Source organism: Pseudomonas sp. PDM01 (assembly GCF_014852325.1).
GTDB lineage: Bacteria > Pseudomonadota > Gammaproteobacteria > Pseudomonadales > Pseudomonadaceae > Aquipseudomonas > Aquipseudomonas migulae.
The window spans coordinates 278,776-301,519 of the sequence record NZ_JACVBK010000009.1 but is presented as its reverse complement, the minus strand read 5'-3'; the positions used below and the strand labels follow the sequence as shown (position 1 = coordinate 301,519).

Sequence of the window (22,744 nt, the reverse complement as noted above, 5' to 3'; positions counted from 1 at the left end):
CATGAACCTGACTGGAAACTGGAACTACCCCACCAGCATTCGCTTCGGTGTCGGGCGCATCGCCGAGCTGGCCGAGATCTGCCGCAGCCAGGGTATCCAACGCCCGTTGCTGGTCACCGACAGCGGCCTGGGGCGTGCGGCGATCACCACGGCGGCGGTGGATGCGTTGCGCGCCGCCGGCCTTGGCGTCGCGCTGTTTTGTGACCTCAAGCCCAATCCGGTCGAGGCCAACCTGGCCGGTGGGCTCGAAGCCTGGCGCACCGGCCAGCACGATGGCGTGGTTGCCTTCGGCGGTGGCAGCGGCCTGGACATGGGCAAGCTCATCGCGTTCATGAGCGGTCAGACCCGACCGGTGTGGGATTTTGAAGACATCGGCGACTATTGGACCCGAGCCGACGACAGCCACATCGCCCCGGTGATTGCCGTGCCGACCACAGCGGGAACCGGTTCCGAAGTCGGCCGTGCGGCGGTGATCATCGACGAGCGCACGCACACCAAACGCATCATATTCCACCCGAAAATGATGCCGCGCGTGGTCATCAGCGATCCGGCACTTACCGTCGGCATGCCGGCAAAAGTCACCGCCGGCACCGGCATGGATGCGTTCGCCCATTGCCTGGAGGCGTACTGCGCTCCCGGATTTCACCCGCTGGCCGATGGCATTGCGGTGGAAGGCATGCGCCTGGTGGCCAACGCTCTGGTGCGCGCTGTGCACACACCTTCGGACCTTGAAGCGCGCGCACACATGCTCGCCGCCGCCGCGATGGGCGCCACCGCGTTCCAGAAAGGCCTCGGTGGAATGCACGCGCTCTCGCATCCGGTGGGCGCGCTGTACGACACCCATCACGGCATGACCAATGCCACGTTCATGCCGTATGTGTTGCAGTTCAATCGCCCGGCCATCGAGGAACGCATCATCCGCCTCGCGGCTTATCTGCGCCTGCCCTCCCCCGGCTTCGACAGTTTTCTGGCCTTCGTGCTCAAGCTGCGCAAAGACATCGGTGTGCCGCACACGCTGGTTGAGTTGGGCGTGGATGACCGGCAGGCCGACCTGATCGCGGACATGGCGATTGTCGATCCCTCGGCCAGCGGCAATCCCCTGCCATTGACCAAGCTCGGTGTGGCCAGCATTTTCGACGCGGCTTATCACGGCCGCGTTTAGATCCAGAGCAGTATCGGTTGGAAAAAGGAGCAGTACGACAAGGTGTTGAAGGCCAGCCCATTGCGCACACGCCAATGGATTGAATCAAAACCTGATGGGGTACACAGCATGAACCCAGCAAGCCAGCCCGGCACCGACGCGCACGACGAGGACGTCAAGGTGCTGCACAGCATGGGCTACGCCCAGCAACTCTCGCGACGAATGGGTGTTTTCTCCAACTTCGCGATTTCCTTTTCGATCATCTGCATCCTTTCAGGCGGCATTAACTCACTGGCCCAGGGCACCTCGGGCGCAGGGGGTGCGGCGATTGGCATCGGCTGGCCCATCGGTTGCCTGATCTCCGGGGTGTTCGCGCTGGCCATGGCGCAGATTTCTTCGGCCTACCCCACCGCTGGCGGTCTCTATCACTGGGGCTCGATTCTCGGAAACCGCTTCACCGGCTGGCTGACGGCCTGGTTCAATCTGCTGGGACTGGTCACGGTGCTTGGCGCGATCAACGTCGGCACCTACTACTTCTTTTTCGGTGCCTTCGGACCGGCGCTGGGAATGGAAGACACCACCACGGTGAGGGTGATTTTCCTGGCGATCCTGACCGGCATCCAGGCCTTGTGTAACCATCTGGGCATCGGCCTGACCGCGAAACTCACCGACTTCTCGGGCTACCTGATTTTCGCCACGGCGCTCGCGCTGACCATCGTCTGCCTGATTTCCGCACCCAGCTATGAGTTCGCCCGGTTGTGGACTTTCGGCAACTATTCCGGTGAAGCCGGCGGCAGTGTCTGGCCACAGGTGTCGAACAGCTGGGTGTTCATGCTCGGCCTGCTGTTGCCGATCTACACCATCACCGGTTATGACGCGTCGGCGCATACCTCCGAAGAGACACGCAATGCCGCGATGTCGGTGCCACGCGGCATGGTCATGTCCGTGATCTGGTCGTTGCTGTTCGGTTGGGTGATGCTGAGCTCGTTCGTGCTGATGCTGCCGAACATGGACGAAGCGGCGAAACAGGGCTGGAACGTGTTCTTCTGGGGCATGAACGCCCAGGTGAGTCCGAACATCAAATTCGCGCTGTACGTGGCGATTTTCATCTCGCAGTTTCTCTGCGGGCTGGCGACCGTGACCTCGGTGTCACGCATGATCTTCGCGTTCTCCCGCGACGGTGGCCTGCCCTGCTCGAAAGCACTGGCCTCGGTCTCGCCGAAATATCGCAGCCCGGTGGCAGCCATCTGGACCGGCGCAACCCTGGCGGTCTTGTTCGACTGGGGCTCGTCGGTGATCTCGATCGGGGCAACGCCGGTCTACACCATCGTGGTCTCCTGCACGGTGATCTTCCTGTTTTTCTCTTTCATCATTCCCATCGTGCTGGGCCTGTTCGCCTACGGAACCTCGAAGTGGCCAACCATGGGGCCGTGGAACATGGGGCACGCTTTTTACTCCTTGTTCGCCGTGCTCTCGGTGCTCTCGATGGTGGTGATCTTCGTCATCGGCATCCAGCCACCGAATGATTGGGCGCTGTACATCACCATCGGCTTCCTGGTGCTGACGGCCATCGTCTGGTTCGGTTTTGAAGCGCGGCGCTTTCAGGGGCCGCCGATGGGCGACCTGATCATCAAGCGTCAGGCAGAAATTGCGGCGGCGGAGGCAGCGTTGAACAAGCAGGCGTGAAGGCTTTACCCGTAGGAGCGAGCAAGCTCGCTCCTACGGTCACTGTCGATTTGTATCAGTGTGTATTTTTGCGCGGTGATCTTACACGGCGATACACAAGCGCCGGTTCAGGACACATCCGCATTACATGGAAGTGGAAAAGTGGGCCACATCGGAAATTCAGATGTTTTCCGATGAACAGCGATTTAGAAGCGCCCACCAACCTCAGCAGGAACCGCCATGATCAATCAAATCGACACCGTGCTTTACACCGGCAAGACCCACACAACCGGAGGCCGCAATGGCGAATCACGAAGCGACGATGGCCGTCTGGACGTCAAGCTTAGCGCCATAGGTTCTTCCGGCAGCGGCACCAACCCTGAACAACTGCTGGGCGCTGGTTGGTCGGCCTGCTTCATCGGCGCCATGGGCAAGGCAGCCATCGCGTTGAACGTGACCTTGCCGACTGACGTGTCTGTCGATACCGAAATAGACCTGGGCAAAACCGAAAACGCCTTTTTCCTGCAGGCGCGCCTCAACGTCAGCCTTCCCGGTCTGGACCCGGCGGTTGCACGGTCGGTGGTGGATGCCGCGCACCAGACCTGCCCGTATTCGAAGGCGACCCGTGGCAACATCGATGTCGTGATCAACCTGATCTAACCGGAACGACAAGCGCGGCCTGCCATTGCGGCAGGCTGCACTGGCGATCGCTTACTGAACGTTTTTCAGCTTGATCACATCACCGGAAACCTTGGTGGTGTAACCGCTCAGGACCCACGCCCAGAACCAGTTTTCCTGCACTTGGGTGTTGATCAGTGCATCGCCGCCCTTGGCCTTGATCGCTGCGTCTTGCGCGCGAACAAAACGGCTGTTCTGGCGAATCGGGATGACGCCGAACAGCATCAGGCCCGTGGCGCTCGCTTCACTGTGGCCAACCACCGTGTATTGGCTTGCATCGTATTGCTGAGTCTTCATCGGGGCGCCGGTGCAACCCGCCAGAACCAGGCCGAACAGGGTAACGGCAACAACTTTGCTGAGGTGATTCACTGAATGACTCCTTGGGTAAACGCCCGGGATCCGTCTCTCGGGCGGGGCATACTCTACCGGAAATGATGGCCAATTAGTATCAATTCGCCCACCTCGGCAAGCCTGGCGCCTGCGATCGTGGGGTGTCCGGGATGATGGATTCACCCCAAACCCGTAGGAGCCCGGCTTGCCGGCGATGGCGATTTCATGGACGCCATCGCCGGCAAGCCTGGCTCCTACGGATCGCGGGGATGTCCGGGATTGGGGGTTCACCCAAAACCTGTAGGAGCCCGGCTTGCCGGCGATGGCGATTCACGGACGCCTTCGCCGGCAAGCCTGGCTCCTACGGATCGCAGGGATGTCCGGGATTGGGGATTCACACCAAGCCGGCTCCTACGGATCGCGGGGATGCCCGGGATTGGGGATTCACACCAAACCTGTAGGAGCCAGGCTTGCCGGCGATGGCGATTTCATGGACGCCATCGCCAGCAAGCCGGCTCCTACGGATTGGGGGATGCCCGGGATTGGGGATTCACACCAAACCTGTAGGAGCCCGGCTTGCCGGCGATGGCGATTTTACGGACGCCTTCGCCGGCAAGCCTGGCTCCTACAGATCGCGGGGTGGCCGGGATCTTGGGTTCACGCCAAACCTGTAGGAGCCGGCTTGCTGGCGATGGCGATTTTACGGACGCCTTCGCCGGCAAGCCGGCTCCTACGAATCGCGGGGTGGTCGGGATCTTGGGTTCACGCCAAACCTGTAGGAGCCCGGCTTGCTGGCGATGGCGATTTCACGGACGCCTTCGCCGGCAAGCCTGGCTCCTATGGCTCGCGGGGTGGCCGGGATCGGCAAGTCAGGCAAACCGCTTCAACGAAAACGCCGACAGGTCCAGGTCACTGCTGCCACGCACGCACCACTGCGCAACCGCCTCGCCCAACGCTGCGGAATGCTTGAAACCATGTCCCGAACAGGCCGACACCACCAGGGTGTTTTTCAGTGACGGATGCTCGTCGATGATGAAGTGCGAATCCGGCGTGACGGTGTACGCGCACACCGCCGACTTGACCACGCGCGAAGTCACGCCCGCGATCCGGCCGCGCACCTGTCGTTCGTACATGTCGTTTTCTTCAGCGGCGCTGACGGTGCGGTCCAGCGTGTCTGGCGAGGATTCTTCAATGTATTGCTCCGTCGCGACTTTCACGCTGCCCTCGCCCGGTAACGGCGGAAAGCCGTAGAAGGACTGCGCCGGACCGTGGCTGAAGATGAACGTCGGTGACACCTCGGCAAACCGTGCGTGCTCCTCCTGCTCAAACCAGAACAGCTTCTGCCGACACACACGCAACAAGCGGTCAAACGGCTGCCCCAACAAATCCCGGGACCACATGCCGGCACTGACCACGACTTTGTCGGCGCGGATCGTGCGCTGATCAGTGGTGAGGGTGACGCCCTGCTCGTCCGAGCGGATGTGCGTGACGGTTTCGCCCTTGAACAACATGGCGCCGTGTTCCTCGGCGAGCTGCAATTGCACCGCGATGCAGCGTTCCGGCCGGACGTAACCGCCACTCGGTTCGAAGTAGCCGACGGCAGTGTCCAGCACCTGGGAAAACTGCGGGAATCGCTGGCGAATCTGTTCGGCGGACAACACGTCATGCTCGATGCCGTAGGTGTTCGCCAGTTGAAGGGTGCGGTTCGTGAAGTCATTGGCATCATTGGCGTCATAGCCGGGGCTGGAGGTCATCACCAGCACGCCGCACTGCTCGAACAGCGACTCGCCGGACAGTGCTTCGAGTTCACGCCAGATCCGCTGCGAGTTGCGGACAATGGGCACGTACGCCGCACCTTCGCCGACCGAAAGCCGGGTGATGCGCGTGTCCCCATGGCTGGAGCCCTGGGTGTGGGGAGGATGGTGGCGGTCGACGCCGATGACCCTGACCCCGGATTTCGCCAGTTGATACACCGTCGCGGCGCCCATCGCGCCGAGTCCGAGCACTGCTACTTCACACCGATGTTCCATATCGTCACCGTCCCGAAAAGGACCATTTGAGTCTCAAAGCCGCTGAAAACTCAAGAACGAAAACAGGCGGCCTGAGCCTGCCGATTCAGGATTCATGTGAAATCCGACAACAGTGTTTGTCCGGTCGACCAATATATGGCCAAGCCATAAACACCTAGCATCGACTCAACCCAGCGAGCCATTGAAGTTGTCAGCAACTTGCTCGCCAGGCAACAACCCCGAAATAGTCGATGCCAAGGTGAATACCATGAACGTTTTAAAAGCTGCGCTGTTCCTTGCTCTTGGAAGTTTAACCGCACAGGCCTTTGCAGACGAAAGCCATGCCAATGCAGAAGCCGGCCAGGTACCCGTTGAAAGTTACACCTACGGAATGAAGCTCGATATTCAGAAGATCATTACGGTGTCGGACATTGCAAACGAATGCGCGCCGGTGCCGGCCCAAATGACGTATGAAGACTCTCACGGTCAACGGCATATCCTGCAATATCAAGTCATGGGCACAGGCTGCTCGAACGGTTGAGTAGCGTGCGGACGATGGAGGGTCGACACTCCATGCCTGCCGCGCCTGTCAGGGTTTTGCTGGCGAACCGACAATGTCCTCATCGGAGGCCAACAGACCCGGAATGTAGTCTTTCAGAAACTCCACCCATGTCTTGATCTTCGCATCCACGAACTTTCGTGACGGGTAGATGGCAAACAAGTTGAATTCCTCGAAATGATAATCCGGCAACACGCGTACTAACGTGCCCGCTCTCAGTCCGTCCACGGCAGACGCAATGGGTTGAATACCGATTCCCATTCCATTCTTGATCGCGACCGTCATCGCATCGGCGGTGTTGACGTGAAAGGGAGAGATCGGAACGTTCACCGTCTCCACGCCATCCGGCCCCTCGAATGCCCAGTTTTCAACCGGCATGACCGTATTCACAATCCGCAGACAATCATGTGCGCCAAGCGCCCCTGGAGAATCAGGGTGTCCGCGTTTCTTCAAGTACGCCGGCGAAGCGCAGAGGATGCTGTAAGTGATGCCCAGCCTTTGAGCGACAAACCCGGAATCGGGCAGGTCCCGCGCTAACACGATCGACATGTCATACCCCTCCTCCAGCAAATCGGGCAGCCGATTGGTCAGGGTCAGATCAAACATCACCGAGGGGTGAGTCTCTCGGTACTTGGCAATCGCATCGATCACGTAATGGTTGCCGATGGCGGACATCGCGTGAATCTTCAGCCGGCCCACCGGCGTGATGTGAGCGGTTCCTGCCTCCTCATCGGCTTCACGCACCTCTTCAAGAATTTTCTCGCAGCGCTGCAAGTAGCGCACACCGGCTTCGGTCAATGCCAGGCGTCGAGTGGTCCGGTTGATCAGGCGTGTTTGAAGCCGGGCTTCCAGACTGGTCACCGCTTTGGAAACGTTGGTCGTGGTGGTGTCCAGCATCTGCGCCGCCGCTGTAAAACTGCCGGTTTGGGCGACAGCCACGAAAAAACGCATGGTCTGGAAAATGTCCATCGCTAGGCCTCAAGGGACTGGATAAAAAAGGGCGGCCTTACAGAAAGCCGCCCCTCTCGAATCGGATTACTTCTTGCGCGCAATAAACCCGGGAACACCGGTTTCCACCACCGAGTTGAACCGTACCCGAGTGGTGATCTCTTCCTTGATTTCAAGCATCGCCCGGTGTGGCAGCGTGGACAGATCGAAGTTTTCCCGGATGTGGCTCGGTGTCGCCGACGTGGTCAGAAACGCCACGCCCCGCTGCACCGACCAGGCCAGCGCCACTTGCGCCGGGGTCTTCTGCACGCGCCGGGCGATCTCGGTAATCACCGAATCTTCCAGCACATTGGGCTCCATGCCATGGCCGAGTGGTGCAAACGCCAGGACGATAATTCCATGTTGCTGACAAAACTCAAGCAGTTCCCATTCCGGCAAATAAGGATGGGACTCGACTTGCACGACGGCAGGCTTGATGCGCGCCTCGGCGACAATCGCCTGCAACGCCGGCAACGTGATATCCGACAAGCCGATGGACTTGCATCGCCCTTCATCCACCAGACGCTCAAGAGCCCTCCATGTCTCGATCAACGTGACCCCTGAATCGTAGATCACGTTGCCTTGCTCATCCCTCGGGTCCTGGTTTTCACCGGGTTGAAAGGCAAACGGCGTATGGATCAGGTAGCAGTCGATGTAGTCCAATTGCAGCCGTCGGCAACTGGCCTCGAACGCCGGTTGAACCCGCTCGGGGCGATGGTTGGTGTTCCACAGCTTGGTGGTGATGAACAGCTCTTCGCGGCGGATTGTTCCGCTCGCCATCACCTCTTGCAGGGCAACGCCGACCTGTTCTTCATTTCGATAGCGTTCTGCACAATCGAAATGACGAAAGCCCGCGTGCAGAGCCTCCTTGACCGCTTGCGTGGTGACCGCAAGATCTCGAAACAGCGTGCCGAACCCAACCGCCGGCATTTCACCCGCGCCATGGTTGAGCGCAAAACGCTGATCGCGAAGTGCATCGTGAAAGGCTTCGTAAGGCATCTCTTTACTCCAATTGTCGGGGCCGCAGCCGCTATTGATACGCAGGGTTCTGTGCTTCGCGTGTGGCCACCCGTTGCTCGAATGCGCCAACGGAATTACCGCCGAGCGCGACGTACAGGCGCACCGTGTCGAGGTATTGCGCCGTCCTGATCCGGATTCGGCCCAGCAACGCCTGCTGATAAGCGCGCTCCGCTTCCAGCACCTGGAGAATGCTGTTCTCGCCTTGCGCGTAGGCTTGCTGGTTCAAGCGCAAACTGGTTTCGGCCGCGCGCAATGCGTCTTCCTGAGCGAGGTTTTCCTCGGCGTCATGGTTGATGGCTTGTAACGTGTCGGCGACCTGGCCGAACGAACTGATCACGGTTTGCTGGTAACCGGCGAGTGTCGCGTTGTAGCCGTCGATGGCAGCCTGACGTTCAGCCTTGAGCGTTCCGCCATCAAAGATCGGCCCCGCCAGCCCTGCCGCAAAGCCCCAGAGTGCGGCGCCGCCATTGCCCGAAGCGGCCTGTGCCAGCGACGCGGACAACGTGACGTGGGGATAGAGGTTCGCGGTCGCGACGCCGACGGCAGCGCTGGCCATGTGCAGTTCTGCTTCTGCCTGGCGCACATCCGGCCGGTCGTGGGCCATTTCAGAAGGCAAGCTGACAGGCACGTTGGCCGGCAATACAAACTCGGCCAGGTCGAAGTCCGGCGCGATCCAGTCGCCCGGGCCTTTGCCCGTCAGAATCGAGAGTGCGTGGCGAGCCGAATCGCGTTGCTGAGCCAGAGGCGGCAACAACGTGCGGTCTTGAGCGAGCCGGGTTTCGGCCAGCGAAACATCGATCTGCGTGGTGCTGCCATTGGCGTGGGCCATGCGCACGAGGTCGAGGTTTTTCGCGTCGTTGGCCAGCAGTTTTTCGACGGCTTGCATCTGCGCATTCGCCGACGCCACCAGCAACGCCTGACTGGCGACATTCCCGGTCAGGGTCAGGTACGCCGCTTCGTAGCGATGTTTTTGCAGATCGGCAAACGCTTCCTGTTGCTCCACCAAGCGCTTGTTGCCGCCGAACGCGTCCAGGTCAAAACCGACCCGTGGCCCGATCGCATAGAAGTTGGAGACGGCCGGCTCTTTGGCGTTATGAACCCGTTGACGGCCCGCCTGGGCGCCAAAATCGACTTGCGGGTACAACGCACCTTCCGCCGCTGTCACCGAGGACGCCGCCTGGCGAATGGTTGCATCCGCCGCCACCAGTTCAAGGTTGCCCGCAATGGCCCGACGCACCACCGTGTCGAGCTTCTGCGAGCGGAACGCCGTCCACCAGTCACCGCGGACCTTCTGGCCCAGGTCAATTTGCTTGTTGCCACGCTGACCAAGACGCTGTTCGGCCTGTTGATCGTAGTGCTGCGACTGGCTCGGCGCAGGCATCTGGTAGTCGGGGCCGACGGTACAGGCGGTCAGGAACACCAGCACTGCCGCCGCGCCGAACGTGGTTTTGAACGTCTGTCTGTTGATTGCGAGCGCATGGGATTTCATTTGGCACACTCCACGAAAACTAGTTGGCCGCAGCCGGCTTGCGAAGGAAGACCACCAGTGGACTCACCACCAGCATCACCACCAGCAAAATCTTGAATTGACCGATCAGCGCGATAAAAGCCGCCTGGCCCGTGATCATTTCGTTGAGCCCTTCCAGGGCTTGCAGGGACGTCGGCACGGAAAGCGCAGCGGCGCGATAAGGCGTCAGGTTGCTGACCAGCGCCGTATGCATCGCTTGTGTGTTGTTGAAGAAAAACAACTGCACAATCGCAACGCCCAGCGTGCTGCCGTACACCCGTGACAGGTTGAACAAACCGGTGCCTTCCGGACGCAACGCGGGGTCGAGCGTGCTGAACGCAACCTTGGTCAGCGACGGCATCAGCACGCCGATGCCAATGCCCTGAACCGCACCGGCCACCGCCACCGGCCACTCGTCCATCAACGGCGAATAACCGAGCATCAGCCAGTTGGCATAGACCACCAGGGCGACGCCTGCCGCCACGAACCCGCGGCGGTCGAAGCGCTCGGGAACACGCCCCATCAGCAGGAACGCGCCGACCAGTCCGACGCCACGCGGGATCGTCAGGAACCCCGTGGTGTCCGGCGGGTAGCCGAGAATTTCGTCGAGCATCGGCGAGGTCAGCGCCATGGTCGACAACAGCACGAAACCCACGGCGAAAAAGATGACCGTCGACAGCACAAAATTGCGGTCGTCGAACAAACGCTTGTTGAGAAAATGTACCTTCGCCGTCAGCACATGCACCGCGAACAGATAGAACCCCAGTGCACTGCCCAGCGCTTCGAGGCAGATCTCGGTCGAGGCAAACCAGTCCAGGCGTTCACCACGGTCAAGCAGCATTTGCAGGCTGATCAAACCCAGCGTGAAAGTGCCAAAGCCAAAGAAGTCGAATGACGGCCGCTGTTCGGCCTTCTTCTCCTTCAGCAAAAGCGCCATCACCAGGAAGATGTAGGCCGACAACGGCAGGCTGATGTAGAAGATCGGCCGCCAGTCGAAGTGTTCGCCGACCCAGCCACCGATGCTCGGCCCGCTGACGATGCCGAACAGCACGATGGCGGTCCACGTCGCGCCAAACTTCGCACGCTTCTCGAGGGCCAGGGTCTCCATCGAAATCGCCATCGACAACGGCGCAAGCACGCCACTCGCGAGCCCCTGGATGATCCGCGCGCCGACGAATTCCAGCGGCGTCGTGGCCAGCGTCGCAAGCAGCAAGCCAAGGGCAAAAAAGGCCAACGCGGTCTGATAAACGAGTTTCAAGCCATAACGCCCGGCGAGCCATTGCGCGACCGGCAGGGTGATGGCGCTCGCGGCGAGGTACGAGGTGAAGATCCAGCCAGCTTGATCGTCGGTCATCGACAGGCTGCCCTGAATCAACCTGAGTACCGCGTTCGGAACAGGCAGGTTCGCCGACTGCATGTACGTCGCCAGCAGCGCCGCGAACCTCAGCGCATGCGCGCCCTCTCCCGCCGGGTGTCCACTCTGTTGGCTGTTCATCAGGCGCCACCCGCAGTCAACAATGCTTTGAGCGGATGCCACCACGGCGTGCGATAGCCGGTATCAACCTTGACCGTGGCGCTGGTGCCCGAGAACAGCGCCAGGGCAGGATCGGCCTCATCGAGTTCGAGGCGTACCGGAACGCGCTGCACCACCTTGACCCAGTTGCCGGTCGCGTTTTCTGGCGGCAGCAGGGCGAAGTCCGAGCCGGCCCCCGGGCTCATGCTGGTGACGTGGGCCTTGAATACGTGATCGGGATAGGTATCGATGCTGATGGTCGCGGCCTGCCCGGGGCGCATATGGGTGACCTGCGTCTCGCGGAAGTTGGCCTCGATCCAGATCTCACGATCGGACAGCAGCGCAAAGGCCGGCGCGCCGTTGTTAACGAAGTTGCCCACCTGCAAGTCGTCAACCTTGGCGACAATGCCATCGTCCGGCGCGTACACCGTCGCATACCCGAGGTAAAGCTGCGCCTCGTCCAGTTGAGCCCTGGCCTCGCGCACCGTCGGGTGACTGTCCGCGTCGATGTTCGGGTTGCCGCTGAGCGCGACGACGGTGCTGGCGATCTGTTGTTCGATCGACGCAATGCGCTGCCGTGCCACTTTCAGGTCGGTGTCCGCCCGCTCGTAAACGGCCCGCGAGACAAACTCGGAGGCGACCAGCGCTTTCTTGCGGGCAAACTCTTTCTGGTCGAAATCCGCCGACTCTCTGGCGGACTGCAACTCGGCCTGCTGCTGCCGGTAACTGGCCTTGAGCCCATCGATACGCAGCCGCGCGACGCTCAACTGTGCTTCTGCACGGTTGACCGCGATCTGAAACGGCTCCGGGTTAATGCGGAACAGCACCTGGCCTTTGCGCACAGGCTGATTGTCCTGAACCGCAATCTCGACGACCTGGCCGGAAACACGTGCGTTGATCGAGGCCTTGGCCACCCGGGCGTAGGCGTTGTCGGTCGAAACAAAGGGCTCGCCCGCCTGATAGCGTGCGTAGCCAAACGCGGCGAACAGCAGCGGCACACCGACCATCAGCAGGGGCCGCATTTTCGCTTTGAGCGGTTTCTTCACGGGCGCGTCAGCCGGGTTCGGACCGGGATGCCCGAGGGTCTGTGTCGCTGAGAGATCGAACTGTTTAGTCATGATCGAATACACCTTTAACCGGGAAATCGGGCTAACACCCACTGGAACAGCGCCTTACCGTGTGCGGTCGGGAGGATCGCTCCGCCGCACCTGTTTCGTAGCCGCAATACCCCGATCGAGCTCCGCTACAACAAACCCGCAAGCAAGGAATTTCTGGTTCCTTAATTTTGTGCGATGGTGTAAGAATATAGCCACGCCACCCCCAGACTCAAGGATTTTGTACGACATGGCACAAAATAAAACTACCGAGGGCAAAGGACGCGGCCGTCCTCGCGCCTATGACCCGCAGACCGCCTTGCAACAAGCGCTCGGTGTGTTTTGGAACACCGGCTATTCCGGTGCGTCTCTGGACAGCATCGCCAGCGCAGCCGGGATGAACCGGCCGAGCCTGTACGCCGCATTCGGTGACAAGCACGCGCTCTATATCAAAGCGCTTGAGCAGTATTGGGAGTTTGCCGCCGCCGCCATGCACGAGGCGCTGACGAGCGAAGAGCTGACGTTGCGCCAGGCATTGCTGCAGTTTTACGAGGGGCAGTTATCGATCTACTTCTCGGGTGACGGCCAACCCCGTGGTTGCTTTGCGATTGGCACGGCGACTACCGAAGCCGTCGAAGATCCGGAAATTCGCGATGTGCTGTCGGATCGACTCAGCCGACTGGATGCCGACCTCGAAGCGCGTCTGCGCGTGGCCATTGATAAAGGAGAGCTCAAGGACGATGTCGACGCTGCGGCCCTCGCCGTGCTCGCCTCCTCCCTGCTGCACAGCATTTCCATCCGTGCGCGGGCGGGCAAATCCCGGGCGGAACTGACCGGGCTGGCACGCAATGCGGTCAATGTGATCTGCGGTTGAGCGACGTCATGACGGGCAACAGACTCGAAGACAGACTGGCCAAGCATCTGGCGGTGGTTTTTTGCGGCATTAACCCCGGCATGATGGCCGCCGCCCAAGGGCATCATTTTGCGGGCCGCAGCAATCGCTTCTGGCGCACCCTTCATCTGGCCGGTTTTACGCCGCAGGAAGTTCGCCCGGAAGATGACCGGACAATCGTGCAGTATCACTGTGGATTAACGGCCGTGGTTGAGCGACCAACGGCGCGCGCGGATCAGTTGTCGGTGGATGAATTCATCGCCGCGGCTGCGCAGTTTGAACAGAAGATCGCGCACTATGCGCCACGTTGTGTGGCTTTTCTCGGCAAGGCCGCCTATGGCGCGTTATCCGGCCAGCGCAACGTGGCCTGGGGGCTTCAGTCGCAAACGTTCGGCAACGCCTCGGTCTGGGTCTTGCCCAACCCCAGTGGCCGCAATCGCGCTTTCACCCTGGATCAACTGGTTGACGCGTATCGACAACTCTATCTGGCCCAACTTGGTGTTAAATAGCACGCTGTCGCGTAATGCAGTGCAACGAGAACGGATATGAGAACCCATTTTGAGAAAAGTGATGCCCCTGAGCCAACGCTCCCGCGTGATGGAAACATTCAACCCGTCACCCCTCAGCAGCCGGTGGTAAGCGCATGATCGAAGTCACTGAAGTGTCCATTGCCGAACTGCGCGCGGCGCTCGAATCCGGGCAGACCACCGCCGTCGAACTGGTGCAGGCTTACCTGGCCCGGATCGATGCCTACGATGGCCCGGACACCGCCACCGCGCTCAACGCCGTGGTGGTGCGCAATCCCGAGGCGCTCAATGAAGCGCGGGCGTCCGATGCCCGTCGGGCCAAAGGTCAAACGCTCGGGCCGCTCGATGGCATTCCCTATACCGCCAAAGACAGTTATCTGGTCAAAGGGTTGACCGCCGCCTCTGGCAGCCCCGCTTTCGCCCACCTGATTGCCTATCGCGATGCGTTCACCATCGAACGGCTTCGCGCCACGGGTGCGATCTGCCTGGGCAAAACCAACATGCCGCCGATGGCGAACGGCGGCATGCAGCGCGGGGTCTATGGCCGGGCCGAAAGCCCGTACAACGCTGACTACCTCACCGCCCCTTTCGCCTCGGGTTCGTCGAATGGCGCCGGGACGGCGACCGCCGCCAGTTTCGCGGCCTTCGGTCTCGCGGAAGAAACCTGGTCGAGCGGTCGCGGTCCGGCCTCGAACAACGGTTTGTGCGCCTACACGCCGTCGCGCGGGGTGATCTCGGTGCGCGGCAACTGGCCGCTGACGCCGACCATGGACGTCGTCGTGCCCTTCGCCAGAACCATGGCCGACCTGCTTGAAGTGCTCGACGTGGTGGTGGCGGAAGATCCCGACACCCGCGGCGATCTGTGGCGGCTGCAACCCTGGGTGCCGATCCCGAGCGTCGCCTCGGTGCGCCCGGCGTCCTATGCCGAACTTGCGGCGAACACCGATGCACTCGCCGGCAAACGCCTCGGCGTTCCGCGCATGTACATCAACGCCGATCCCAACGCAGGCACGAGCGACGCACCGGGTATCGGTGGGCCGACGGGGCAGCGCATCAACACGCGTCCATCGGTGATTGGGCTCTGGGAAGAGGCCCGCAAGGCACTTGAAGCGGCGGGCGCCGAAGTGATTGAAGTCGACTTCCCGCTGGTCTCCAATTGCGAGGGTGATCGTCCGGGTGCGCCGACGGTGTTTACCCGAGGCCTGGTGTCGAAAGAGTTCCTGCATCATGAGTTGTGGGACCTGACGGCCTGGGCATTCGATGATTTCCTGCAGGCCAACGGCGACCCGAAATTGAACCGTCTGGTCGATGTCGACGGGCCGCTGATTTTCCCGCACGACCCGGGAACCCTGCCCAACCGCGAGGGCGACCTGGTCGCCGGCATGGACGAATACGTGCGGATGGCCGAGCGCGGCATCACCCCGTGGGATCAGATTTCCACAGTGCCTGATGGCTTGCGCGGGCTGGAAAAAACCCGTCGAATCGACCTGGAAGACTGGATGGATCGGCTGGGGCTCGATGCGGTGCTGTTCCCGACAGTGGCCGACGTTGCGCCGGCGAATGCCGATGTCGACCCGGCCTCTGCGGACATTGCCTGGAGCAACGGCATCTGGGTGGCCAACGGCAACCTCGCCATCCGGCATTTGGGTGTGCCAACGGTCACCGTACCGATGGGCGTGATGCCGGACATCGGCATGCCCGTCGGCCTGACGTTTGCCGGTCGCGCCTACGACGATTCGACGCTGCTGCGCTTCGCATCGGCATTCGAGTCGACGGGGACCAAGCGCCTGATCCCGCCTCGAACCCCACCGTTGTCGGCCGCTAAAAAGTAGAGCCGAGCGGTTTCACAGGGCAAGGCGTTGGTCGAAGTGTTCTTCCTTGAGAATATCGAACAACGCCTGCGCAGCCGCCGACAACTCCACCCCAGGCTTGGTCAACACCCCGATCGCCCGTTCCACCACCGGGTCACGCAGGGTAATGCACCGTGCGCCCAACTCGCGCATCTGCCCGGCACACAACGCCGGAACCGCGCTCACCCCCAGGCCACTGGCGACCATTCTCCCGACTGTCGCCAACTGATGGCTTTCAAACTCCACCGGCAACTTCATCCCTCGCGCTTGCAAGTGCTCCTCCAGCATCACCCGCACCGTCGAAGGTCGCTGCAAGGTAATGAAAGGCTCTTCAAGCAACGTCTGCCAATCAATGTCTTCGCGCCCTGAAAAAGGCGAATCGAACGGCACCACCGCCACAAACCGGTCCCGGTACAACGGCGTGAATTGCAGCGACGAACTTTGCGTCGGTTCAAACGCTACGCCCAACTCGACCTGCCGATCGCGCACCATTTCCAGCACCTGCTCGTTGATCACGTCATTCACCGTGACGTTGACCTTGGGATAGCGTGCGCGAAACGTCTTGAGGATCGGCGGCAGCAGGTTGCCGGCAAACGACGGCATCGCCGCCAGCGTCACGCGCCCGCGCTGCAGGGTAAAACGCTGGCGCAATTCGTCCTCGACATTGTCCCAGTCCGCGATCAATCGGCGGGCCAACGGCACCAGCGACTCCCCCTCGGGCGTCAGCGCCACGTTACGCGTGTTGCGGGTAAACAACCGCCCGCCCAGGCCCTCCTCCAGCGCCTTGATGGTCAGGCTCAACGCCGATTGCGACAGGTGCAATCGTTCGCAGGCGACGGCAAAGCTCAGACTCTGGGCCACCGCCAGAAAGGCGCGGATCTGCTTGACTGTCATAGGCTAACTGCTCCAGTAATGAACGCAGGTGCTTTCTGTAGGAGCATGGCTTGCCCGCGATGGCGTCCTGGAGATCGTCATCGCGGGCAAGCCATGCTCCTACAGGATTGATTGGTGAGTTTTATCTATCAATCAACCTTAAAAATCAACTTAACAAATAAATCCTCCAGCGAGACACTCCATCCCATACGGCTAGCCAGCCGCCCACAAAGAATAAAAGAGGTGCATATGGCAGGTTTCGACAAGCGCGTGAGTTCCTACGAGGAAGCTCTGGCAGGTCTTGAAGACGGCATGACGGTAATCGCGGGCGGCTTCGGCCTGTGCGGCATTCCGGAAAACCTGATCGCCGAGATCAAGCGCAAAGGCACCCGTGACCTGACCGTGGTTTCCAACAACTGCGGCGTCGACGGTTTCGGTCTTGGCGTGCTGCTGGAAGACCGGCAGATCAAAAAAGTAGTGGCCTCCTACGTTGGCGAAAACAAACTGTTCGAAGACCAACTGCTGAAAGGCGAAATCGAAGTCGTCCTGACACCTCAAGGCACCCTCGCCGAAAAAATGCGCGCGGGCGGCGCCGGCATCCCGGCATTCTTCACGGCTACTGGCGTCGGCACCCCGGTCGCCGAAGGCAAGGAAGTGCGCGAATTCCACGGTCGCAAGTACCTGATGGAAGAATCCATCACCGGTGACTTCGCCATCGTCAAAGGCTGGAAAGCCGACCATTTCGGCAACGTCATCTACCGCCACACCGCCCAGAACTTCAACCCGCTGGCCGCCACCGCCGGCAAGATCACCGTGGTCGAAGTCGAAGAAATCGTCGAACCCGGCGAGCTGGACCCGGCGCAGATCCACACCCCTGGCATCTACGTCGACCGGGTCATTTGCGGCACGTTCGAGAAGCGCATCGAACAGCGCACCGTGCGTAAGTGATCCCCTGCCCCCGGACCGAATGAAGGAATAACAACAATGGCACTTTCCCGCGAACAAATGGCTCAACGCGTCGCCCGCGAAATGCAGGACGGCTTCTACGTGAACCTGGGCATCGGCATTCCGACCCTGGTCGCCAACTACATTCCCGAAGGCATGGAAGTCATGCTGCAGTCGGAAAATGGCCTGCTCGGCATGGGTCCTTTTCCTACTGAAGAAACCATCGATGCCGACATGATCAACGCCGGCAAGCAAACCGTGACTGCGCGTACCGGCGCGTCGATCTTTTCCTCAGCCGAGTCCTTCGCGATGATTCGCGGGGGTCATGTCGACCTGACCGTGCTCGGCGCCTTTGAAGTCGACGTACAAGGCAACATCGCCTCGTGGATGATCCCCGGCAAGCTGGTCAAGGGCATGGGCGGCGCGATGGACCTGGTGGCCGGCGCAGACAACATCATCGTCATCATGACCCACGCGTCCAAGGACGGTGAGTCCAAGCTGCTATCCCAATGCAGCCTGCCGCTGACCGGCGCCGGTTGCATCAAGCGCGTACTGACCGACCTGGCGTATCTTGAAATCGAAAACGGCGCGTTCATTCTCAAGGAACGTGCGCCGGGCGTCAGCGTCGAAGAGATCGTCGCCAAGACTGCCGGTAAACTGATCGTGCCGGACCACGTTCCGGAAATGCAGTTCGCTGCCCAGTGAGGAATCATTCCATGCAAGAAGTCGTCATTGTCGCCGCCACCCGTACTGCCATCGGCAGCTTCCAGGGCTCGCTGGCCAATGTGTCCGCCGTAGACCTCGGTGCTGCGGTGATCCGTCAGTTGCTGACGCAAACCGGTCTGAACCCGGCTGAAGTCGATGAAGTGATCATGGGCCAGGTGTTGACCGCCGGCGCCGGGCAAAACCCTGCGCGTCAGTCCGCGATCAAGGCGGGCCTGCCGTTCACCGTGCCGGCCATGACCCTGAACAAGGTCTGCGGCTCGGGCCTCAAGGCCCTGCACCTGGCCACCCAGGCGATTCGCTGCGGCGACGCCGAGGTGATCATTGCCGGCGGCCAGGAAAACATGAGCCTGTCCAACTACGTCATGCCCGGCGCGCGCACCGGTCTGCGCATGGGTCACACGCAAATCGTCGACACCATGATCAGCGACGGTCTGTGGGATGCGTTCAACGATTACCACATGGGCATCACCGCCGAGAACCTGGCTGAAAAGTACAGCCTGACCCGCGAGCAACAGGACGCCTTCGCTGCGGCCTCGCAGCAGAAAGCCACGGCCGCCATCGAAGCCGGGCGTTTTGCCGATGAAATCACGCCGATCCTGATTCCGCAGCGCAAGGGCGATCCGCTGTCCTTCGCCACCGACGAACAGCCACGCGCCGGCACCACCGCCGAAGCCCTGGGCAAACTGAAACCGGCCTTCAAGAAGGACGGTTCGGTGACTGCCGGTAACGCCTCGTCGCTGAACGATGGTGCCGCCGCCGTGATCCTGATGAGCGCGGACAAAGCCAAGGCCCTGGGCCTGCCGGTGCTGGCAAAAATCGCGGCTTACGCCAACGCGGGCGTGGACCCGGCGATCATGGGCATCGGCCCGGTCTCGGCCACTCGCCGTTGCCTGAACAAAGCCGGCTGGTCCATCGACCAACTGGACCTGATCGAAGCCAACGAAGCCTTCGCCGCGCAATCCCTGGCGGTGGCCAAGGACCTGGAATGGGACTTGAACAAGGTCAACGTCAACGGCGGCGCCATCGCCCTCGGTCACCCGATCGGTGCGTCGGGTTGCCGTGTGCTGGTGACTTTGCTGCATGAAATGATCAAGCGCGACGCCAAGAAAGGCCTCGCCACCCTGTGCATCGGTGGTGGTCAGGGCGTGGCACTGGCGATCGAACGGGCTTAACGCGTTCAACGGACGGCGCGGGGACCCACGAAGATCCGCGCCATCCGGCAACAACCCCGGTGTGACAAACGTCGCACCGGGTTCCGGCGAACCGTGTTTCAGGCGAACTTCACGAGGTTCAACACTGGCAGCGGCCCACCCGGAAACTGCGCCAACCGCGCACCGACACTCAACTCCCCAAGATCAATCCCGAAGAAGCCCAAGCGTTCGGTCAACGCAACCACCTGAGCTTTCGCCTCGGCATCATCGCCCGACACAAACAGCACCCGCCGACCGCCCTCCGCCGCCGGATCGCTCTCCAGCAAGCGCGCTGCCAAGTGATTGAACGCCTTCACCACCCGCGCCCCCGGCACCCATTCAGCGAACACTTCGCTGGACATACGACCCTGCAAATCCACAGCCTTGAACGACGGCGCCTCAATCGAGTTATTGGCGTCGATCGCGATCCGCCCGCCGAAATCGGGCAAACCAGCAAGTGCAGTCGGCAACTTCGACCAGTTGACCGCCACCAGAACGATTGGCTGGGCGGCCGCTTCTTCACGGGTGCCGGCGCGTGCCGTCGGACCGAGCTCCGCCACCAGGGCGGCCAAGGTCTCCGGACCACGACTGTTGGCGATGACTACTTCGATGCCCTGACGGGACAAGGCTCTGGCAAACGCTGAACCAATGGCGCCAGCGCCGATGATGCCGATGATGCCGATAGTACTCATGGTGATTCACTCCAAGGGGTTGTCGTTGGCGTGAATACTGCGCTTGTCATTAGCCCTTGATTAGCGGGTAATGACTTGAATGATTTTCAAGCATTCATAGCAGGTGCCAGACATGGAAACCCTCGCCAACCTCGAATCTTTTGTACGCAGCGCTGAAACGGGCAGTTTTTCCGCCGCGGCACGTTTGCTGGCGCTGACACCCGCCGCGGTCAGCCGCAACGTGGCGATGCTGGAACGCAATATGGGTGTGCGGTTGTTCCAGCGTTCGACCCGCAAGCTGTCGCTCACTGAAGCCGGTGAGGGTTTTCTGGCCGGCATCGGCGGCAACCTGGAGGCGTTGCAAGCGGCGATCAGTGCCGTGAGCAGTGATCGCGGGGAGCCGGCCGGTGTGCTCAAGGTCAGCCTGGCGCCGACGTTTGGCATCGGTCATGTGTTGCCGTTGTTGCCGCAGTTCCTGGCGCGTTATCCGTTGATTCGCCCGGAATGGCACTTCGAAAATCGCCAGGTGGACTTGATTGCTGAAGGTTATGACGCGGCCATCGGCGGCGGCTTCGAACTCACGCCTGGAGTCATCTCACGGACGTTGGCGGCGGCGGATATCGTCGCGGTGGCCTCACCGGCCTACCTGGCAGGACGCACGCTGCCGCGCACACCGGCCGACCTGATCGGACACACCGGCATTGTGATGCGCGGCATTCGCACCGGGCGGATTCGTCAGTGGGTGATGCACGATCGAGCGGGCCATGAAGAGAGCGCCGGTCTGAACGAAAACATCGTGCTCAACGATCCTGCCGCCATGCGTGAGGCAGCGCTCCTGGGCCTGGGGGCGACACTGCTGGTGTTGCCGGATGTGGCAGCGAACATCGAGCGCGGGGAACTGGTGCGCCTGTTGCCGGACTGGCACGCCGATGCGGGGCCGATCTCGCTGTATTACCCGAGCCGGACGCTGATGCCGGCCAAGACCCGGGTGTTCATTGATTTTGTGGTTGAGGCGTTTCAACGGTAGACCGCGTCATCGTTCATCGCCGGCAAGCCGGCTCCTACAGGTTCACCATGTCCTTGTAGGAGCCGGCTTGCCGGCGATGAGGCCAGACCTGTCACCCAAAAAACTGAAAGATCAACCAACTATTCGCCCCACTGATCACCGCAAACAACCCCCACGCCAACACCCGCGTCGGCAATCGATTCACAAACGGCCCCATCAACTTGTGATCATTGGTCATGCGAATCAACGGATACAACGCAAACGGCAACTGTAAACTCAGCACCACCTGACTCAACACCAGCAGCTTGCCAATCGCGTTGTCCCCCATCAGCCACACACCGATAAACGCCGGGATCAACGCCAGCCCTCGGGTAATCAACCGCCGCTGCCAGCAGGGAATCCGCAGGTTGAGGTAACCCTCCATGATCACTTGCCCGGCGATGGTGCCGGTGAACGTCGAACTCTGACCGGACGCCAGCAACGCGACGCCGAACAGCACGCTGGCCAACGCGCCGCCCACCAGCGGGTCGAGCAAGTGATAGGCGTCCTGAATGTCCACCACATCGGTGTGCCCGGTCTTGTGGAAGGCCGCGGCCGCGAGGATCAGGATCGCCGCGTTCACCAGCAGCGCCAGTGCCAGGGAACCAATGGTGTCGATGCGCGCCAGTTTCACCGCGTCCTGCTTGCTGGCCAGGTCCTTGCCGATCATCCGGGTCTGTACGATCGAGGTGTGCAGGTACAAGTTATGCGGCATGACCGTGGCCCCGAGAATCCCGATGGCCAGGTACAGCGGCGCCGCATCGCCGATGGCCGACAGTGACGGCGTGAAACCCCGTGCGACGTCCGGCCAGTAAGGCTTGATCAGCAACAATTCAACGAAGAAACACACACCGATGGTGCTCACCAGCACCAGCATGATCGCTTCCAGTCGGCGGAAGCCACGGTTCTGCAGGGCCAGCACCAGCAGCGTGTCGAACGCTGTGAGGGCGATGCCGACGCTCAGCGAACAGCCCAACAGCAGATGGAACGCCAGCGCACAGCCGAGCACTTCGGCGAGGTCGGTGGCGATGATCGAGATCTCCGCCAGCACCCATTGGGTCCGTGCGGTCCGCGTGCTGTAGCGCTCGCGGGACAACTGCGCCAGATCGCGCCCAGTGGCAATGCCCAGGCGCGAGCACAAACACTGCACCACCATCCCCGCCAGACTGGCAAGCAACACCACAAACAACAGGCTGTAACCAAACCGCGAACCGGCCTCGATGGCGGTGGCCCAATTGCCCGGGTCCATGTAGCCGATGGACACCAGCAAGCCCGGGCCGGCGAAACGCAGGACACGCTTGAAAAATGACGCGCGAGGGTCAACAGCAACGCTGCCCGCCACTTCCGGAGGACAAAACGGCGCAGTGGCGACTTTGGGCAAACTGAATTTCACGCAAACATTCCAGAAAACAGGCGGGAGGGCGCAGCTTAGACGTTTCGCGCTTTTCGGTGTACAGACAAAACGCAAAGATCGCCGCAGTTGCCTTTGCTCTTGTAGGAGTGAGCCTGCTCGCGATGAACG

The 22,744-nt window shown here is 61.2% G+C and carries 21 protein-coding genes; 11 read left to right on the top strand and 10 right to left on the bottom strand.

Annotated features, from left to right (window positions below; all coding sequences use genetic code 11):
• The first annotated feature begins 1 nt into the window (after position 1).
• The 3 genes from IB246_RS23085 (at position 2) to IB246_RS23075 (ending at position 3,466) form a co-directional block, all read left to right on the top strand.
• Positions 2-1,162 (top strand): iron-containing alcohol dehydrogenase, encoded by a 1,161-nt coding sequence (locus IB246_RS23085; protein ID WP_008040449.1) that lies wholly within the window; start codon positions 2-4, stop codon positions 1,160-1,162.
• Positions 1,163-1,270: 108 nt separating this feature from the next.
• Positions 1,271-2,827, top strand: a complete 1,557-nt coding sequence (locus tag IB246_RS23080; protein ID WP_008040450.1) for an amino acid permease — start codon at positions 1,271-1,273, stop codon at positions 2,825-2,827.
• 219 nt (positions 2,828-3,046) lie between these two features.
• Positions 3,047-3,466 (top strand): organic hydroperoxide resistance protein, encoded by a 420-nt coding sequence (locus tag IB246_RS23075; RefSeq protein WP_008040451.1) that lies wholly within the window; start codon positions 3,047-3,049, stop codon positions 3,464-3,466.
• Positions 3,467-3,517: 51 nt separating this feature from the next.
• Here the strand turns inward: IB246_RS23075 and IB246_RS23070 are convergent, their stop codons facing one another.
• Positions 3,518-3,853, bottom strand: a complete 336-nt coding sequence (locus tag IB246_RS23070; RefSeq protein WP_008033343.1) for a hypothetical protein — start codon at positions 3,851-3,853, stop codon at positions 3,518-3,520.
• Positions 3,854-4,683: 830 nt separating this feature from the next.
• Entirely contained in the window at positions 4,684-5,844 is a 1,161-nt protein-coding gene (gene solA / locus IB246_RS23065; protein ID WP_008044997.1) for an N-methyl-L-tryptophan oxidase, read from the bottom strand.
• 247 nt (positions 5,845-6,091) lie between these two features.
• Here solA and IB246_RS23060 point away from each other — a divergent pair, with 247 nt between their 5' ends.
• Complete coding sequence (locus IB246_RS23060; protein ID WP_008044994.1) at positions 6,092-6,364, top strand: DUF2790 domain-containing protein; 273 nt, start codon at positions 6,092-6,094, stop codon at positions 6,362-6,364.
• Positions 6,365-6,412: 48 nt separating this feature from the next.
• On the opposite strand, the gene IB246_RS23055 is transcribed toward IB246_RS23060, so the two are convergent.
• The 5 genes from IB246_RS23055 to IB246_RS23035 form a co-directional block, all read right to left on the bottom strand.
• Positions 6,413-7,351, bottom strand: coding sequence for a LysR family transcriptional regulator (locus tag IB246_RS23055; protein WP_008044992.1), 939 nt, complete (start codon positions 7,349-7,351; stop codon positions 6,413-6,415).
• Between the two features lie 66 nt (positions 7,352-7,417).
• Entirely contained in the window at positions 7,418-8,368 is a 951-nt protein-coding gene (locus IB246_RS23050) for an aldo/keto reductase (RefSeq protein WP_008044989.1), read from the bottom strand.
• 31 nt (positions 8,369-8,399) lie between these two features.
• A complete protein-coding gene (locus IB246_RS23045; protein ID WP_008044987.1) occupies positions 8,400-9,878 on the bottom strand; it encodes an efflux transporter outer membrane subunit in 1,479 nt (492 codons plus the stop codon).
• A gap of 19 nt (positions 9,879-9,897) precedes the next feature.
• The gene (locus IB246_RS23040; RefSeq protein WP_008044977.1) at positions 9,898-11,391 is read right to left on the bottom strand and encodes a DHA2 family efflux MFS transporter permease subunit; all 1,494 of its coding nucleotides are present in this window, start codon (positions 11,389-11,391) and stop codon (positions 9,898-9,900) included.
• Entirely contained in the window at positions 11,391-12,527 is a 1,137-nt protein-coding gene (locus IB246_RS23035; RefSeq protein ID WP_008044976.1) for an HlyD family secretion protein, read from the bottom strand. Before IB246_RS23035 ends, IB246_RS23040 begins: the two co-directional genes overlap by 1 nt.
• Before the next feature lie 226 nt (positions 12,528-12,753).
• Here IB246_RS23035 and IB246_RS23030 point away from each other — a divergent pair, with 226 nt between their 5' ends.
• The 3 genes from IB246_RS23030 to IB246_RS23020 all read left to right on the top strand — a co-directional run bounded on the left by IB246_RS23030 (position 12,754) and on the right by IB246_RS23020 (position 15,754).
• Positions 12,754-13,377 carry a TetR/AcrR family transcriptional regulator gene (locus tag IB246_RS23030; RefSeq protein ID WP_008044969.1) on the top strand — a complete coding sequence of 208 codons (624 nt, stop codon included), beginning with the start codon at positions 12,754-12,756 and terminating at the stop codon, positions 13,375-13,377.
• Positions 13,378-13,385: 8 nt separating this feature from the next.
• Positions 13,386-13,904 (top strand): G/U mismatch-specific DNA glycosylase, encoded by a 519-nt coding sequence (mug, locus tag IB246_RS23025; RefSeq protein ID WP_008044967.1) that lies wholly within the window; start codon positions 13,386-13,388, stop codon positions 13,902-13,904.
• Positions 13,905-14,038: 134 nt separating this feature from the next.
• Entirely contained in the window at positions 14,039-15,754 is a 1,716-nt protein-coding gene (locus IB246_RS23020) for an amidase (RefSeq protein WP_008044964.1), read from the top strand.
• Between the two features lie 12 nt (positions 15,755-15,766).
• Here IB246_RS23020 and IB246_RS23015 read toward each other — a convergent pair whose 3' ends face one another.
• Positions 15,767-16,666, bottom strand: coding sequence for a LysR family transcriptional regulator (locus tag IB246_RS23015; protein ID WP_008044962.1), 900 nt, complete (start codon positions 16,664-16,666; stop codon positions 15,767-15,769).
• Between the two features lie 228 nt (positions 16,667-16,894).
• Here IB246_RS23015 and IB246_RS23010 point away from each other — a divergent pair, with 228 nt between their 5' ends.
• Genes IB246_RS23010 through IB246_RS23000 form a run of 3 tightly spaced genes read left to right on the top strand, consistent with a single transcriptional unit; the run spans position 16,895 to position 19,488 of the window.
• Complete coding sequence (locus IB246_RS23010; protein ID WP_008026716.1) at positions 16,895-17,593, top strand: CoA transferase subunit A; 699 nt, start codon at positions 16,895-16,897, stop codon at positions 17,591-17,593.
• Between the two features lie 36 nt (positions 17,594-17,629).
• A complete protein-coding gene (locus IB246_RS23005) occupies positions 17,630-18,295 on the top strand; it encodes a CoA transferase subunit B (RefSeq protein ID WP_008026717.1) in 666 nt (221 codons plus the stop codon).
• An 11-nt stretch (positions 18,296-18,306) separates the two neighbouring features.
• Complete coding sequence (locus IB246_RS23000; protein WP_008044961.1) at positions 18,307-19,488, top strand: acetyl-CoA C-acetyltransferase; 1,182 nt, start codon at positions 18,307-18,309, stop codon at positions 19,486-19,488.
• A 98-nt stretch (positions 19,489-19,586) separates the two neighbouring features.
• On the opposite strand, the gene IB246_RS22995 is transcribed toward IB246_RS23000, so the two are convergent.
• Complete coding sequence (locus IB246_RS22995; protein ID WP_412548151.1) at positions 19,587-20,189, bottom strand: NADPH-dependent F420 reductase; 603 nt, start codon at positions 20,187-20,189, stop codon at positions 19,587-19,589.
• Between the two features lie 121 nt (positions 20,190-20,310).
• Between IB246_RS22995 and IB246_RS22990 the strand changes: the two genes are divergently transcribed.
• Positions 20,311-21,204, top strand: a complete 894-nt coding sequence (locus IB246_RS22990; protein ID WP_008044946.1) for a LysR family transcriptional regulator — start codon at positions 20,311-20,313, stop codon at positions 21,202-21,204.
• Between the two features lie 91 nt (positions 21,205-21,295).
• Here the strand turns inward: IB246_RS22990 and IB246_RS22985 are convergent, their stop codons facing one another.
• Entirely contained in the window at positions 21,296-22,615 is a 1,320-nt protein-coding gene (locus IB246_RS22985; protein ID WP_008026721.1) for an Nramp family divalent metal transporter, read from the bottom strand.
• Between the last annotated feature and the right edge of the window lie 129 nt (positions 22,616-22,744).